This window comes from Arthrobacter sp. MMS18-M83 (genome assembly GCF_026683955.1).
GTDB lineage: Bacteria > Actinomycetota > Actinomycetes > Actinomycetales > Micrococcaceae > Arthrobacter.
This window is the reverse complement of the sequence record NZ_CP113343.1, coordinates 2,751,826-2,767,183: the sequence shown is the minus strand read 5'-3', so window position 1 is coordinate 2,767,183 and position 15,358 is coordinate 2,751,826. Positions and strand designations below refer to the sequence as shown.

Here is a 15,358-nt window from a genome sequence, read left to right as displayed (position 1 = left end):
GATTGAACGCATGACACAGCAATAGGCCGGAACCCCATCGATGTCAACGACGGGTGCCGCTCCGCATTCGCGCTCGTATCTGAGACCTACGCGATTGCTATCTCAAAGCGAGCGGTCGAAGCTGCATCCGTCGGTCCTGGCGGAGGCCGAGCGCCGGGCCGCAAGCATTCAGCTTCGGGTCGCGGATGCAATCACAGCCTTCGCCGGATCGATGAACTTTGTCTACTTGCATATCCTGCTTTTCGCCGTGTGGATGCTCGTGTTCGAACAGAGTCCGTGGCCGACGTTGACATTGATCGTCTCGCTCGAAGCGATCTTCCTCTCAACCTTCGTCATGATCGGCCAGAACCGTCAAGCGGTTTTCCAGCAGGTGAAGGCAGACCATGACTACAACGCCCAGGAGCAACTGCTCGAGGAGAACACCGATCTCACGCGTGCGATTCACGAGCTCACGGGCCAGATCCACGAGCGGATTCTCGCGGAAGTCACGGCATCCGTTACCCGGGACGTTGCGGCCGCTGCCAAGCCCACGCAGGATGACCCGACAAAACCGTAGACAGCCGAGACGTGCTCGACGAGTCGAGGTGCTAGTTCCCCAGCTGATCCAGCTCGGGCAGTAGATCCGGGTTGATGCGTTGGAGGATCAGGTGGATTTCTCCACGCGGCACGGCTTGATAGAGCACTTTTCGCGCGTCCGCGTAGCGCGTATTAGGGCCTTTGCCGGGCCACTTCTCTGCGAGCGCCCGTACCCGCTCCGGCAAGGAGTTGTGGGCGTTGCAGGCGATCTTGACCAAGGTAGCGTCGTGATCCTCCGCGATGTGCAGAATGACGGCCTCATCACTGTCCGGGTCATCCTGGAAACGGCGGGTTACCCTCTCGATGATGCCCACGGCCCGCTCGGAAACACCCATCTCAAGCAACGCCTGCCTAGTGATGGGGGTGTCCTTGGCGATGTCGTGCAGGTAGCCCGCTATCCGGATGTCGTCGTCGAAATCGGCGAGCGCATCTCCTACGGTCAACACGTGTTCACGGTGGGGCCGCTTCAGTTTGTCCTTCTGGCGGTTGTGCGCCACTTCGGCAAGGACCATGGCTGTTTCAACGGTGAAGGTCATTTTCATCCTTCTGCGCAAGTTCGGCGACTGCCTTCCGTACGGCGGCGCTCAGCTCAAGGTTACGGCAACCAGCCCCGCTCGGCTCGGCCTGCTGCGGCACGTACCCGAAAGCGAGTTCATACACGGGGTCAGCGAACCCCAAAGATGCGCTGGCGCCGTCGTGCCCGAACGCCCGGTAGCTGCCGTACGGCGAGCGTGCATGCGATTTCATGAACACTGTCGCGAAACAGCTGGCCTCGCCGAAAACCCGGTCGATGCCGAAGACCTGTTCGGCGGTGACGGTCTGGATGGTCTCTTCGCTGAGGAGGGGCGCGACGGCGGGACGGTCGCCGTCGGGGGCGAGTCCGGTGAGTGCTGCGGCGTAGACGCGGGCCATGCCTTCGGCGCTAGCAACGCCGGCGGCGGAACTCAGGCCCGCTGCCCGGACCTCGCGGATGTTGGGCAGCTCCAGGATGTCACCCACCACCGAGTTGGCCGACAGGCCGAAATGGCTGGCGGGGTCGGTCCACGGAGCCGACGGGTCGGCAACCCAGCGAAGCGTGGCATAGCGGGGCTCCTCGGAATCAGGAAGCCCTAGGAAGAAGTGGGCGCCTGTCACGGAACGGATCCGCTGTTCGTAGATTTCCTGGAGCGTCGACCCCGTGATCCGGCGGCACAGCTCCTCCATGAAGACGCCGATGGTCAGCGCGTGGTATCCAAAAGCGGTCCCCGGCTTCCAAAGTGGCCGCATCTGCGCGAGTTTGGCGGCGGCCAGTTCGGAGTTGTTGTATTCGGCCATCGTAAGGCCGCCTTCAACACCCAGCAGTCCTGCCTGGTGGGAAAGCAGTTGGGCCACGGTAATCGTGGCTTTTCCTTCGACTCCGAATTCCGGCCAGTACTTGACCACCTCGGCGTCGAGATCCAAGCGGCCTTCCTGGACCAGCAGCGCAATGACCAGCCCGGACACGCCCTTGGAGCAAGAGAAGACACCGGTCACCGAATCCGGGCGGCGGTGCGGCCCACCGCTGATATCCAAAACTTTGACACCGCGATGGTAGGCCGCGAGTTGGGCTGAATATTCCGGGTCCTCGCTAAGGTATCGGCCAAAGAGTTCGGCGACTGGTTCGAATCCGGGGGCAATCGTCTGTGCATCCACCCGGACAGCCTAGTCCCTTCTGCCCCCTAACCTCGCTACGCTCGGCCAGGGAACCCGGCAGAATGGGCCCAGCCGCGGGTGCCCATGGTCACCACGATCTTGCCCTTGGCGCGTCCCTGCTCCAGTGCGGCGAAGGCGTCCGCGATCTTTTCGAGCGGGTAGCTGCTGTCCACCACGGGTTGCAGCTTCCCGTCGGTCACCAGGCGTGCCAGGAATTTCAGGTCCTCGCCGCTGGGGTGCATGAACAGGTAGCGGTACCGGACCTTCGCGTCGCGGGCGCGGCCACGGATCCCGAGGCTGATGGCCCAGAACAGCACAGTCATCCAGGCCGGGGCGTCAAGATCCTTCAAAGCTGTCTGCGGTTCAGGCATGCCCGCGATGCTGACCACTTTGCCGCCCGGCTTGAGGATCTTGAACGTCTGCTCCAGTGTCTCGCCGCCCACCAGGTCCAGGGCGGCGTCGAAGCCCCTCAGGACTTCGGCTACGTTTTCCTTTGTGTAATCGACGACGGCGTCCGCCCCGAGCCGCCGAACGAGCTCTTCTCCACGGGGAGACGCAGTGGTGGTCACCTCGGCGCCGAAGTACTTGGCCAGTTGAATGGCAAGGGTCCCCACTCCGCCGGCGCCTCCGGAGATAAATAGCTTGGTTCCAGGCTTGACCTTGAGTTCGTCGCGCAGTGCCTGCAAGGCAGTCAGGCCGGCCAGGGGAAGGCTCGCGGCCTCGGTGTAGCTGAGCGACCTTGGCATGAGAGCCACCAGATCCTCGTGGACCGCGGCGTGTTCGGCAAAGGCACCCAGCAGGGCTTTGTCCACCCGGGCAAACACCCGGTCTCCCGTGGAAAAGCGCGTGACGCCGGGTCCCACGGCTTCCACGATCCCGGCCAGCTCACTGCCGGCCACCAGGGGCAACCTCGGCCTGGTGATCACGCGCACGGCGCCTTCGCGTTGCTTGTAGTCCACCGGGTTGAGGCCTGCGGCAAACACCCTGACCAGGACTTCGCCCGGACCGGCAATCGGCTTGGGGACGTTCTGCAGTTCCATTGCGTCGGCACCGCCGTAGCGGGTCAGCACATAGGCGAGCACTTAGGCTCCTTTCCGGAGGGTCGACTGCTGATGACCGTTCCACACCCACGGCTTGCGGGGCAAACTGGCCGGGTCAAAACTATCCAAGGCGTCACCCAGCGGACCTTCCGGCAGCCCGAGCGATTCCAGGATCACGTCCCGCACCTCGCCGGCGGACAGTCCGACAGCGGCAAGGTCGCCTAGCGTCACCGCACCGTCGCGCTTGGCCAGCCGCGCGCCGTCGCGGTTCAGCACGAGGGGAACGTGCGCATATTCCGGAACCGGCAACCCGAGCAACGAGGCCAGATAAGCCTGGCGTGGCGTGGAGGACAGGAGGTCGTCGCCGCGGACCACCTGGTCCACGCCTTGCTCTGCGTCATCCACCACCACCGCCAAATTGTAGGCGGTGACGCCATCGTTCCGTCGGAGCACAAAGTCATCCACGGCGCCCGTATAGGGCCCGTGCAACTTGTCCTCCACAGTCCATTCCTGGGCTTCGGAGCGGAGCCGGATGGCAGCCGGGCGCAGGGCCCGGCGGATCTCAAGCTCCGCCGTCGAAAGGTTCCTGCACGTCCCCGGATAGGCGCCCTGCGGAGCGTGGGGCGCGGACGGGGCTTCCTGGATTTCGCGCCGCGTGCAGAAGCACTCGTACGTCAGCCCGGCGGCGGAGAGCCGCTCGATAGTTGCGTTGTACAGCCCGGCACGGTCTGTCTGGCGAACGACGGCGCCGTCCCACGTTACGCCTACGGCTTCCATGTCCCTGAGCTGGACTTCCTCGGCACCGGCCCGCGCACGGTCGAGGTCCTCCACGCGCAGCAGGAAGTCGCGGCCCGTGGAGCGGGCGAAGAGCCACGCGAGCATGGCGGTGCGCAGATTGCCCACGTGAAGCTCGCCGGAGGGGCTCGGGGCAAAGCGGCCAGCGGAAGTCATGGCACAAGACTATGCGTCGCCGGGCGTGCCTGCAGGATCCAGCACAAGAGCCCCTCAGCTACCGCAACGCGTTCGGTGGCTCAGGGGCTCTTATGGTGGTGCCGGCGCTGGGCCGGCGGAGTGCGGAAAGACGATGCGTGAACAAGAGTCAATCAGCGGCTGCGTCTTTGCGGGACGGTGTTTCGGGTGGCCGGGTGGTGTACCGGGGGATCCGTAGCCTGCGGGGTCCGGCGGTAGCCATTCCCTTTCGTTGTCACTATTTCAACAGGAACACTACAACTGGCGCAACGGACTCAATCGTCATTGGTCAATCTGACCAATTCCTGACCAGAAGATGAACAGGCGATGGTCACTTTGCCGAAGTTGGCTCCGCAGCGGCCCAGGCGGCCATGGCTCCCCGAAGCGCAGCGCAGAGTTTGGTGGACACTTGGTCCTTGTCCAGGCCGACAGTGTTGAGCAGATCGAAAATTTCACGGGGGTCAAAGAGGATGTTCCACAGGAACATGGCCTCGTCCCCCAGGGGCGGGAGGCCGAGTTCCTCACAGGCCTCCCGGAGTGGCCGCTCCAAAGCCTCGGCCTGGATGGTCAGGTAGTACGCACCGGAGCGAAGACGGGCCAGATACCCTTCGCCGGAGCGGGTGTGGACCATGGAACCGCCGTGCTTGATAACCAGTCCCACCCAATGCCGGCTGACGCTCTCCAGCAGTTCCACTCCGGACGTAGTCTGGGCAACGCTGAAATCGCGCAGCTTCTCGCCAACACCAAAGCGGAACGCGGCCAGCACGTCTTCCACCGAGGCGAAATGGCGGTAAGCCGTTGCCGGGGAGATTTCGGCTTCACGGGCGATGTCCGTCATGCTCACCGGGCCCTTGGCCTTGGCGAAGAGCTTCCCGGCCGCCCGAACCAGCTGGCGGCGGTTGCGTTGGGTATCGCTGCGCATGGGCGCCCCCTTCCGTGTCAGATTCCAGCGTAGCGCCTGAGCGGCAGGCGCTACGCTGGCCACGTCCGCGGCACTCACCGGAGCTCTGCCAGTCCGGCCGCCAGCCGCTCCACACCGGTGGCGATCGCCCCTGAGCTGGCAGCATAGGACAGGCGCAGGTGGAACTCGCCGTTTCGGCCGAACTCGCTGCCGGGACGGACGGCCACGCCGTGGTTGCGAAGGTGAGCCACCATCGCGGCGGCCGGGAGCTCGACGTCGTACTTCGGGAAAAGGTAGAACGCTCCTTCCGGCGAGCTGACCGTGAGGCCGGGAATCTGCTGGAGGCCGCTCGCCATGAGTTCCCGGCGCAAGGCATAGGAAGCGTGCATGCGTTCGATGTCCGGGCCGCACGTCTTCAGGGCGGTGAGTGCCGCGTATTGCACGGCCTGGTTCATGGAGCCGTTGAAGGTGTTGTGGACCCGGGCAGCTGAGGCGATGACATCGGACGGGCCCCAGAGGTAGCCCACACGCCAGCCTGTCATGGCGTAGCTCTTGGAGAAGGTCTGGCAGTAGATGGTCCGGCCGGCCAGGGCTTCGATTTCCAGCGCCGAGGTGAAGGGTTCGGGTGTGTAGACGAGATCGCTGTAGGCCTCGTCGGAGAGGATCAAAGTGTCAGTGCCGGCCACCATGTCGGCGAGGGCTTCGAGCTCGCGGCGGGAGTGCACGATGCCGGTCGGGTTGGACGGGTTGCAGAAGACGAACATTTTGGCACCCTCAAGCGCGGTGGCCAGCGCCTCGAGGTCCCAGTGCAGGTCGTCGGCCAGCGGCACGGGTACGGTGATTCCTCCGGCCATGCTGACGAGGTCCGCGTACAGGGAGTAGGTGGGGTCCGGGATAACCACTTTGTCGCCGGGGTTGACGACGCCAAGGATCGCCGCGGACAGGCCGGCCGTGCCGCCCTGGGTGATGAGCACGTCGCCGGGGCTGGCCGCTCCGCCGAGGAGCTGGCCGATACGGGCAGCCAGCTCCTCGCGAAGCACCAGCTCGCCAAGCAACGGCGAGTAGTGGGTGAAGCCGTCCTCGAGGGCGCGGGCGGCTGCTGCTCGAACCTGGGCCGGGGTATCGAAGTCCGGCTCGCCCATGGCCAAGGAGACGAGGTCACCTTTGGATTGGGGCTGCTGCACGCGCAGCGATGTGCGCTGGATACGCTGCACAGCTTCGGACGGCTGGAAATCGGCGACGGCGGTGGCTGGCTCGAGTGTCATGAGGGTCCTGATCTGGGTGGTGGTTGTAGTGGCGGCAGTTCCAGGTGAGGGCGCGTACCGTCTGCGGGGTTTCATCGCTGAGGCGCTTCGTCGGCTGGGGCTCCGGCCCAGCGGCTGATCTCGATGTCACCGGACGTGTCCCGCTGGATGGTCGGGGCGATGACCAGTTCCTGGACCACGGTGCGCTGGGGCAGCGTGGCGACGAGGTGGATGGCGCGGGCCACGTCCTCGGGCTGCACCATGGCATCGCGCTCCTCTGCGCGGGGCGGCCGGGCGCGGTTGTCTAGGATAGGAGTCGCCGTTTCACCGGGCAGGATGGTCACTGCCCGCAGTCCGTCGTTGCGGAAGGTGTTGTGGAGGTAGGTCATGAAGTTCCGGACCGCGGCCTTTGCCGCACCATACGCGGCGCCCCCGAGCAGGTTGGGGTTCACGGCTGCGAGCGAGGAGACCGTGATGATGGTTCCGGTCTTGCGGGCCAGCATGTCCGGAAGGACCGCCTGGCTGAGCAGGTAGACGGCGTTGAGGTTGACATCAAGGACCTCGTTCCACTCCTCTTGGCTGATCCAGCGGACGTTGAGGACCTTGCTGGCGCTGCCTGCGTTGTTGACAAGGATGTCCACCGGACCGAGATTCCCGTGGATCCACTCGAGCAACGCCTCAACGTCTTCTTTCGAGGTGATGTCCGCAGCGCGGGCGAACGCACGGCCGCCGTCGGCGACGATCTCCGTGGCGAGTTCCTGCAGGACGTCCTCACGACGCCCCACCAGCACCACTGCGGCGCCCTCTGCGGCCAGCAGGGCCGCCGTCGAGCGTCCCATGCCGGTACCGGCCCCGGTGATGATCGCGAGCTTGCCGTCCAGAAGTCCCATGGTTTCAGTTCCTTGCGTTCTTTGCGTGAATCATTTGAGATGCCAATCACATATGAGAAGAGTTTCTCATTTTAGAAGTTGATGGTCAAGTGTTTTCTTGGGGCCGGAGCGTCACGCCGCGGCGGGAGTCGGCGAGGAGGCCATCGTGGAGCCCGCTGAGACTGGGAGCCCGACGGCGGCAAAAAGGGCGTGCACGCGATCTTCCAGATGCGCCACGAGGCGCTGCTGTTCACGGTATTGCTCCACCGCAGCAGTGTTGCTGATCCAGCGGAAGGTCATCTTCCGGCCAGGGCTGGCTTGGCCCAGCATGGACAAGGAGGCTTTGGCGGCTACAGCCACGATCGGATAGCCAGCCGTGAGGGTTCGCGAACGGCCCAGGATGATGAGCTCATCGCCATGCGGGATTTCGAACGCGCCGATCGGCACCCCATGGGACACGATTTCCCCGAGCCCCTCGGGATGCACCACCGGCCCGTCCAAACGCAGGCCCACGTGGTTGGATTTGGCGCCCACTGTGTAGTGGCTGGAGCTGAGCAGCTTCCGGATGCCGGGGGTCCGGTCCGTTTCGGGACCGTCAACGACGTCGATGGTCCACACGTCCGGGCTGAACTCCGGCACGGGGACAGGCAGGCGGAACAGGGGCTGGGTCAAGAACGGGTGTGTGAATCCGCGGTACCGGCTGTGAAGGGTAAGCGTCCGGCCCGGGGTGAGCTGTTGGGGAAAGCCCATGCGCGATTCGGGCGCGGCGCTGCCCATGAAGCGGGCAGTTTCCAGTCCGCCGCTGAAGGCCAAGTAGTTCCGCATGCCACCGCGGGCCTTGGCAATCACAACCCGGGCACCCGCCGGAAGACAAAGAGGCTCCCACATGGCGACGGGATCCCCGTTCACGGTGACCTCAGCCGGGATCCCGGTCACGGCGCACATCACGTCATGCGTGGCCGTGAACGCAAAACGTCCGCCCATGATTTCCAAGCAGGTGGCCTTACGGCTGTTTCCAACCAAGACGTTGGCGACCGCAGCAGAGTGCTGGTCCGCTGCGCCTCCGCAGGGGACGCCCATGAACTCGGAATTCTCGCGGCCCAAGTCCTGGAAGGTGGACAGCCAGCCAGCCTCGCTCACTTTGATGCCGATTGCGCGTTCAGGGAAGGTCATTGTGGCCTCCATCCGCGCTGTCCGAGCTGGTGCCGGCGCTCGAGCTAGCGCCACCTGAGCTGGCGCTGCCGCCCGAGGCCCGCAGGAAGCGGCCTTCGAGCCGCACCCATTCGCCCTCCGGAACAAGCTCGAAGCGCACCAGATCCCCTGGTTTGTAGGACGTGGCGGGATCTTCGCGGATGTCGCAGATGGTGAGCGGAGTCCGGCCAATCACCTTCCAGCCGCTCGGCCCGGGGAACGGCTGGATGATGGCGTTGGTGCCGGCAACCATCACGGATCCGGGGTCCACGTTGGTCCGCGGCTCGACACAGCGGCTGACCTGGCCGGGGAATTGCACGCCGCCCATCATGGGGGCCATGGCCGCAGCCAACAGGTTGATGGTCAGCACCGAGGACTCGAACTGCCGCAGCACCGCTTCCGGACTCAGTCCCAACTCCTCGGCAACACTGGGAAGGTCCGGGAAAATTCCTCGCTCACGACCATCGGGATGACAAAAAGTGATTGCGAGGCGCTAGGGGCGCCCGGTTCCAGGCCGTTGCCGGCAACCGCCAAGCGAATGGTCTGGGCCAATTGTTCGTGGGTCACCGCCAAGCAGTCGAACTCGACCAACAAGGACTCGACGCCGGCCACGATGTCCAGCACCCCGTACGGGCGCACCTCCAGCAGCACGTCGCGGAGCCGGCTGCCCGCCGCCCGGCGGAAGTCGGCGTCGTCGTTCTTGACCCGAAGCATGAGGGCTGAATCGCCGAACGGCTCGGCTTCCAGTTCGGGCGGGTGGTGCAGCCGCTTCGCGGGTGCTGTGTGCGTGGTCATGAGTCCTGCTCGGTGGTACGGGTGATGGATCCGGTTGTTGCTCAGCTTCAGACCGTGGCCAGCCGGGCCTTTTCCGCGAGAACTTCCTGAAGGCCGGTGGCTTTGATGCCTGCCTTGTCCAGGGCCGCGCGGAGGGCCGTGCCGTTCTGGAGGACCTGCGGGTGGTCACCGTGGAGGAGGACGACGTCGGCATCGTGGCCGAGCGGGACCACCTTGCCGGTGACGGCGCGTACAGTTCCTTCGGTCACTACCTGGACCACGCGGCGGCCGATTTCCTCGGGGTCGTGCAGGAGTGCGCCTTCACTGTTGCGGGAGACGGGCATGCCGTCTTCGCCGTAGCCGCGGTCCGCGAGGAAGACGTAGCCCACCTCGAGCCCGCGCTTGCGGGATTCATCGGCGAGGAGGCCCTTCTGGCAGATCACGATATAGGAGGGATCGTAGGCCTTGATGGCATCCGTAATGGCGCGGGCATGCTTGGCGTCGGTCTGGGCGATGCTGCCCATGCGTCCGTGCGGAGCCACGTGGCTGATCTTGCCTCCGTGGATGCGGGCAAACGCGTCCAGGGCGCCGATCTGGTAGAGGACATCGGTACGGATTTCTTCTTCGCTGGCTTCGATGAGGCGGCGGCCGAAGCCCACCAGGTCCGGATAGCCAGGGTGTGCGCCGAGTTCGATGCCGCGCTCCACGCAGGCCTTGACGGTGGCATCCATGACCCGCGGATCGCCGGCGTGGAAACCGCAGGCGATGTTGGAGGCTGTGACGAGACCCAGCAATGCGTCGTCGTCGCCGATCGTGTAGTTGCCGTAGCTTTCGCCGAGGTCTGCGACGACGGCGACTGAATTGATGCTCAAGGTGACTCCCACTTCTGTTCGTTACTAAGGGTTCGACGGCGGCGGCTGCCGTTTCGGTGGCGGGCGACCGCCGCCGTCGGGGTTCTGGTGGTCCGCTACTAGTGCGTCTGGAGGGGCTGGCCCTTGGTTTCCTTCAGGAAGTAGACCGAGGCGAGCGTGATGATGGCAGTGCCGATTGAGGCGTAGGCGGGAACCATGCTGTTGCCGGTGGCCTTGATGAGTTCAGTCATGACCAGCGGTGCGCTGCCGCCGAAGATGATGGTGCTGATGCTGAAGCCGATGCTGTAGGCGCTGTAGCGGACCGTAGTGGGGAACATTTCGGTCAGCACCGTGTGGACGACGGCGGCGTGGCCGGAGAACGCGATGGCCATCACGACGGTGGCAACGCAGGCCAGCGGCATATTGCCGGTGGTGATCATGGCAAACATCGGGTAGGAAACCACAGCCATGAGCACGGCGGAGAGAGCCAACACGGGCTTGCGGCCGATGCGGTCGGACAAGCGGGCCATGAGCGGGATGGAGATGATGATGGCCACCAGGCTGACAGCAGTGACCAGGAGCGCCTGGAGCATGGTGAAGTTGTGGCCTGAGCCCAGCTGGGTCTTCAGGTACGTGGGCATGTAGGCGAACAGCAGGTAGTAGCCGGGGCCGTTCAGTGCCGGGAGGAAGATGGTCAGGGCGATGGCCTTCAGATGGCGCTTGGAGGTGAAGACGGTGCGCAGCGGGTTGCGTTCTACCTCGTTGCGCTCACGCAGTGCCGCGAAGTGCGGGGTGTCTTCCATCTTGGAGCGGATGTAGAAACCGACGTAGCCCAAAGGCAGGGCGAACAGGAACGGGATGCGCCAGGCCCAGGCCTCCATGGTGGAGTCCCCGAGGGTGGTGATGAGGGTGGCGGAGAGAGCGCTGCCGAAGAGCAGGGCGCAGAAGGAACCTACCGCGATGAAGCTCATGGAGTAGTTGCGGTGCTTGTTGTGCGCGTACTCGCCCACGAATGCCATGGCGCCTGCCACTTCGCCGCCGGCAGAGAACCCCTGAAGGATGCGGAATAGGATCAGCAAGGCGGGAGCGGCCCAGAAGATGACCGAGTACGACGGGATAAGGCCGATGCAGGCCGTCGCCCCGGAGATGAGGAGCAGGAGGACTGCGAGCAGGTTCTTCCGGCCCAGCTTGTCACCCAGGAATCCGCAGATGACGCTGCCGAACGGGCGGGCGAGGAAGCTCACCAGGAAGCCGACGTTGGTCAGGAGCAAGGAGCCTGTGTCCTTGGAACCCATGATGTTGATGGCCAGATACGTGGTCAGTAGGCCGTAGATGCCGTAGTCGTACCATTCCACGAAGGAACCCATGGTGCCGGCAAAGGTTGCCTTGCGCACCATCCTGCCATCCGCGGTGACGACTTTGATTTGAGCGGTGTTCAGTTCCACTGAGTCCGTCGATTGCTTTGTCATGGTGGGTGCTTTCAGTCTATGAGGGGGCTGGGGTGGGAGAAAGCGTTGTTAGCTGTATTCGCGGGTGATTTCCGCTGTCATCTCGGCCTCGTGCGCGGCCACTGCGATGACTCGTTCCAGGATTTCGACGGCACGGGCCTGGGGGATGATGACGACTCCGTCGTCATCGGCGGCGACAATGTCGCCTGCCGAGCAGACGATTCCGCCGATTGCCACAGGTTCCCCGATGACTCCGGGTCCGTTCTTGAACGGACCGGCAGGGGTGACGCCGCGGGCGAAGACGGGGAACTTGATTTCGGTGATGGTGGCTCGGTCCCGGATGTAGCCGTCAATGACCGCGCCGGTGGCACCGGCGGCTTCGAAACGCTGGGACAACTGCTCGCCCACGAGGGCACGGTGTTCGTGGCCGAAGCCGTTGATCACCACCACGTCGCCGGGTTGGATGTAGTTCAGCGCTTCGATGACGGCGGCGTTGTCTCCCGCGGCACCGAGGACGGGGAGGGCCGAGCCGACGCAACGGGCCCCTTCCCAGACGGGGCTGATTCCGCCGTCGACGATTCCCAGCCGCTCCATCGCGTCACCGATGTTTGCCACGGGGAACGCTTCGAACGCGCGGACCAGTTCGCGGGGCGGCCGGGTCCAGGATGCGGTGCGGACGGTGAGTTCGAGTGTTGTTGCCATTTTCTTCGCCTTTGGTTTCTTCCCAAGAACCGGTGCGGGGAGCGCCGATCGCCTTGAGACGTCAATCACATATGAGAAGAGTTTCGCGTTTTAAATTCATGCCGTCAAGGGGTTCCCGTTACGGGCATGTAAATCATTCGCAACCATGGTTCGCGGGCGGATGGCTTCCGCTGGCGAGCCTAGAGGCAGGCATTGTGCGGGAGAATGGGATTCGGTTGGACATTCTGACCAGCCGAACCTTCGGCGACTAGGCAGAAAGCGGCAGCCATGCAGGAATTGGACTCAACCGACAAGCGCATCCTTGCCGCGCTCGACGACGACCCCCGGGTGCCGATCATGGTCCTCGCCCAGCGCTTGGGCTTGGCGCGCGGGACAGTCCAGTCGCGCCTGGAGCGCATGACGGCGTCGGGCGCTCTGCGTCCGAACAGCAGCCGCGTGCTGCCTTCCGCATTGGGCCGGGGCGTTGCGGCAGCGGTGAGCGCGGAGTTGGACCAGAGCCGGCTCAACGAGGCGATCGCGGCCCTGCGCGACATCCCCGAGGTCCTCGAATGCCATGCTCCAGCCGGCGACACCGACCTCATCATCCGCGTGGTCGCCACAAGCCCGGACGATCTATACCGCGTGTCCGAAGAGATCAGGCTGTGCCCCGGAATCGTCCGCACATCCACCAGCATGTTCCTGCGCGAGGTGATTCCGTACCGGACCACGGGTTTGCTGGGGGCGTGAGGTCATATCTGGAAGTAGTGGTTTCTTCGGGGTTTCCGGTGCGGGTCCGTGTGGGGTGGCGGGATGAACCAAGGGATCCCGTTGCGGACCTGGATGCGCCAGTCTTCCTTGTGGATCAGGTGATGGTGATGGCTGCAGAGCAGCGTCCCGTTAGCCGTGCTGGTGGGTCCGCCCCGGGACCAATACTCGATGTGGTGGGCCTCGCACCACGGTGCCGGTATGGTGCACCCGGGGAAAGCGCAGCCTTTGTCCCGCGCTGTGATGGCTTTGCGGATGTGCGGCGGGAAGATCCTTGAGGCCCGTCCGATGTCCAGCACTTGGCCTTCTCCGCCGAGGACTACGGGGATGATATCCGCGTCGCAGGCGAGTTTGCGCAAAGTGGCTGCCGGGACGGGCCCGGTGAACGTGAAGGACCCGGTGCCACTGCCCTTCTGGGGGCGGTTGAACAGGGCGGGCTGACCAAACTGCGAAAGTTGCCCGGATGGTGAAGGCTGCCCGGGCTGCGGATGCCGGCTGTTTGGGGGAAGAGTTCGCGGTGCTCGATGGTGGCCAGGACCTGCGGGCGGTGGCCGCCCGTGGCGGGCAGGGACCCTGCGGCCAGGGCGAGCGTGCAGGCGCCGATCAAACCGTCCAGGAGCTTCTGCGCCCTCGAACGCCGGTCCAGCGGCTCGGCATTGTCCGATGCCTCGCCGGAAGAATCGTCGAATGATTCCACGGAGGCATGAACTGTGCCCTGGGGTGGCCGCCCGTGGCGGTTGGCAGCGGTGTTCATGACCGTGAGCAGGTGTTCGTATTGCTCGGTGGTGGCGAAGATCTCCACATGCTGCAGCCCGTGCTTGGGACGGCGCAGGAACGCCCCTTGATGGTAGCGGAGGGATTCTTCGGATGGTTCCGGGCCGTCCTGGTCAATCGCATCGACCCAACGCCGGGCAACCCTGGCCAGGAAATCCTGATCATTTTCCTCCGCGGTACGGGCCAGGGCGTGTTCCATCTCCGCAGCCTTCTCGGGGCTGCAAAGCGGACGCACCTTCTCCAAGGCCATCGTGATGATCCCGGCCGAGCGGGACCCGATCACCCCGGACGCCAGCGCCGCGGCCGTTTGCTGGTGCCGGGGAGGGACCATTTGTCCGGTGAGGCCGCGGCTCGGTAGCAGCTCCTGAGCCGCGGCGAGCCGGCGCCTGGCCTCGACGGCACTGATCCGCAGCAACGAACGCAGATGCTCAGCCGTGGACCTGAACTCCCCGCCACGAACGCCCCCCGTTCCCCGCATGGAAGAAGTCGCTGCGGCCTCAAGACTTGCGCTCCCCGCGCCGGACGCACGAGCGCCCTGCACCGAGCCGGAGGCATCGCCCTGCGCGTCCGCTTGGCCCGCTGTTGTCTCGGACGTCCAGCCCATTCCAGAGCCGGTATCCGCATCAGAGGCCCAGCCCGTTGTCCAGCCCGGCCGGGTAGTGGGTTCATCCCTCCGTGCCCTGTCCAGCCCCGAAGCCGCGACCACCTGGAGATAATCCAGGGCGCGGGAGAGTTCTTCCACACCGGAGGCGAACGCGACAGCCTCCTGGAAACCCAAGACTCCAACGTCATCGGCCGCCTTTTCCGCCAACGACCTCAACGCCGCCAGGGCCCCGTCCAAAGCGGCCTGCCAACCGCCCCCATCGCACGGATCCACCAACGTCAGCCCGCCCGGAGGCCCGTCCGGGACCGCGGCAAGTCGCGGAACACCGCCATGACGGGACACTCCGAAAAGCCCGCGGGACGCAAGGCCCTGCCGGGTGTCGAAGTATCCGATCGCTTCCATGGAAACACTCTGCCAGGAGGGTGCGACAAAATAAGGCCGAACTCAGACCGGCGGTCCCGCGTTCGTCTTCAGGTTCTTCATCACCAAGGTCGAGGTGAGGCGCTCGACGGCGGGAAGTGCGGTGAGCTGGTCGTCGTAGAAACGCTGGTAGGCCGGGAGGTCGGCGGCGATCACGCGCAGGAGATAGTCCGGTGAGCCGAAAAGCCGCTGTGCTTCGACAATGTTGGGGTTAGCCGCCACGCGGTCCTCGAAGTCCGACATGGTGGTGCGGTCCACCTGGCGTAGGGTCACGAAGACGATCGCCTCGAATCCCAGGCCAATCGCCGCCGGATCAATGTCCGCCCGATAGCCCCGAATCACTCCGGAAGCCTCGAGATCACGCAGCCGCCTATGGCATGGCGCCACGGTCAATCCCACCTTGGCCGCGAGCGCTGTGGCAGTCATTCGCCCATCCTCTTTGAGGTGACGCAAAATAGTTCTGTCAATTCCATCAATCACGCAATTATCTTACCGATTCCGCGGCAAGCCGGGCTAAATATGGGAACACTTATGGGCAGATTTTTCATAAGGTTCATGGTGTACCCACCAGCCAGGAGCC

Annotated in this window: 16 protein-coding genes and 1 pseudogene; 2 read left to right on the top strand and 15 right to left on the bottom strand. The window is 64.7% G+C overall.

Annotated elements, in window-relative coordinates; translation table 11 throughout:
- The first annotated feature begins 211 nt into the window (after positions 1-211).
- On the top strand, positions 212-556 hold the full coding sequence (locus tag OW521_RS13080; protein ID WP_268020069.1) for a DUF1003 domain-containing protein: 345 nt from the start codon (positions 212-214) through the stop codon (positions 554-556).
- A gap of 31 nt (positions 557-587) precedes the next feature.
- Here OW521_RS13080 and OW521_RS13075 read toward each other — a convergent pair whose 3' ends face one another.
- From OW521_RS13075 to OW521_RS13015, 12 genes and pseudogenes are all read right to left on the bottom strand, one after another.
- Positions 588-1,112 carry a phosphohydrolase gene (locus OW521_RS13075; protein WP_268020068.1) on the bottom strand — a complete coding sequence of 175 codons (525 nt, stop codon included), beginning with the start codon at positions 1,110-1,112 and terminating at the stop codon, positions 588-590.
- Positions 1,096-2,247: a serine hydrolase domain-containing protein gene (locus OW521_RS13070; RefSeq protein WP_268020067.1), complete on the bottom strand. Its 1,152-nt coding sequence runs from the start codon at positions 2,245-2,247 to the stop codon at positions 1,096-1,098. Before OW521_RS13070 ends, OW521_RS13075 begins: the two co-directional genes overlap by 17 nt.
- Before the next feature lie 35 nt (positions 2,248-2,282).
- Positions 2,283-3,329 carry an NADP-dependent oxidoreductase gene (locus OW521_RS13065; RefSeq protein ID WP_268020066.1) on the bottom strand — a complete coding sequence of 349 codons (1,047 nt, stop codon included), beginning with the start codon at positions 3,327-3,329 and terminating at the stop codon, positions 2,283-2,285.
- Positions 3,330-4,238: a tRNA glutamyl-Q(34) synthetase GluQRS gene (gene gluQRS / locus OW521_RS13060; protein WP_268020065.1), complete on the bottom strand. Its 909-nt coding sequence runs from the start codon at positions 4,236-4,238 to the stop codon at positions 3,330-3,332.
- Positions 4,239-4,587: 349 nt separating this feature from the next.
- The gene (locus tag OW521_RS13055; protein WP_268020064.1) at positions 4,588-5,178 is read right to left on the bottom strand and encodes a TetR/AcrR family transcriptional regulator; all 591 of its coding nucleotides are present in this window, start codon (positions 5,176-5,178) and stop codon (positions 4,588-4,590) included.
- 74 nt (positions 5,179-5,252) lie between these two features.
- Positions 5,253-6,422: a pyridoxal phosphate-dependent aminotransferase gene (locus OW521_RS13050; protein WP_268020063.1), complete on the bottom strand. Its 1,170-nt coding sequence runs from the start codon at positions 6,420-6,422 to the stop codon at positions 5,253-5,255.
- Between the two features lie 71 nt (positions 6,423-6,493).
- Entirely contained in the window at positions 6,494-7,291 is a 798-nt protein-coding gene (locus OW521_RS13045) for an SDR family oxidoreductase (protein WP_268020062.1), read from the bottom strand.
- 111 nt (positions 7,292-7,402) lie between these two features.
- Positions 7,403-8,443 carry a biotin-dependent carboxyltransferase family protein gene (locus tag OW521_RS13040; RefSeq protein ID WP_268020061.1) on the bottom strand — a complete coding sequence of 347 codons (1,041 nt, stop codon included), beginning with the start codon at positions 8,441-8,443 and terminating at the stop codon, positions 7,403-7,405.
- Positions 8,430-9,175, bottom strand: a pseudogene (locus OW521_RS24185) (carboxyltransferase domain-containing protein). Before OW521_RS24185 ends, OW521_RS13040 begins: the two are co-directional and overlap by 14 nt.
- 128 nt (positions 9,176-9,303) lie before the next feature.
- Positions 9,304-10,107, bottom strand: coding sequence for a LamB/YcsF family protein (locus tag OW521_RS13025; RefSeq protein ID WP_268020058.1), 804 nt, complete (start codon positions 10,105-10,107; stop codon positions 9,304-9,306).
- A 98-nt stretch (positions 10,108-10,205) separates the two neighbouring features.
- Entirely contained in the window at positions 10,206-11,555 is a 1,350-nt protein-coding gene (locus OW521_RS13020; RefSeq protein WP_268020057.1) for an MFS transporter, read from the bottom strand.
- A 48-nt stretch (positions 11,556-11,603) separates the two neighbouring features.
- Positions 11,604-12,236 carry an RraA family protein gene (locus OW521_RS13015; protein WP_268020056.1) on the bottom strand — a complete coding sequence of 211 codons (633 nt, stop codon included), beginning with the start codon at positions 12,234-12,236 and terminating at the stop codon, positions 11,604-11,606.
- A 267-nt stretch (positions 12,237-12,503) separates the two neighbouring features.
- Here OW521_RS13015 and OW521_RS13010 point away from each other — a divergent pair, with 267 nt between their 5' ends.
- The gene (locus tag OW521_RS13010; protein ID WP_268020055.1) at positions 12,504-12,962 is read left to right on the top strand and encodes an Lrp/AsnC family transcriptional regulator; all 459 of its coding nucleotides are present in this window, start codon (positions 12,504-12,506) and stop codon (positions 12,960-12,962) included.
- A 2-nt stretch (positions 12,963-12,964) separates the two neighbouring features.
- Here OW521_RS13010 and OW521_RS13005 read toward each other — a convergent pair whose 3' ends face one another.
- From OW521_RS13005 to OW521_RS12995, 3 genes are read right to left on the bottom strand one after another with little or no spacing between them, the layout of a single operon-like run.
- Positions 12,965-13,279, bottom strand: a complete 315-nt coding sequence (locus tag OW521_RS13005; RefSeq protein WP_268020054.1) for an HNH endonuclease signature motif containing protein — start codon at positions 13,277-13,279, stop codon at positions 12,965-12,967.
- A gap of 20 nt (positions 13,280-13,299) precedes the next feature.
- A complete protein-coding gene (locus tag OW521_RS13000) occupies positions 13,300-14,760 on the bottom strand; it encodes a DUF222 domain-containing protein (RefSeq protein ID WP_268020053.1) in 1,461 nt (486 codons plus the stop codon).
- Between the two features lie 42 nt (positions 14,761-14,802).
- Positions 14,803-15,258, bottom strand: a complete 456-nt coding sequence (locus tag OW521_RS12995) for an Lrp/AsnC family transcriptional regulator (protein WP_268020052.1) — start codon at positions 15,256-15,258, stop codon at positions 14,803-14,805.
- Positions 15,259-15,358 lie beyond the last annotated feature (100 nt).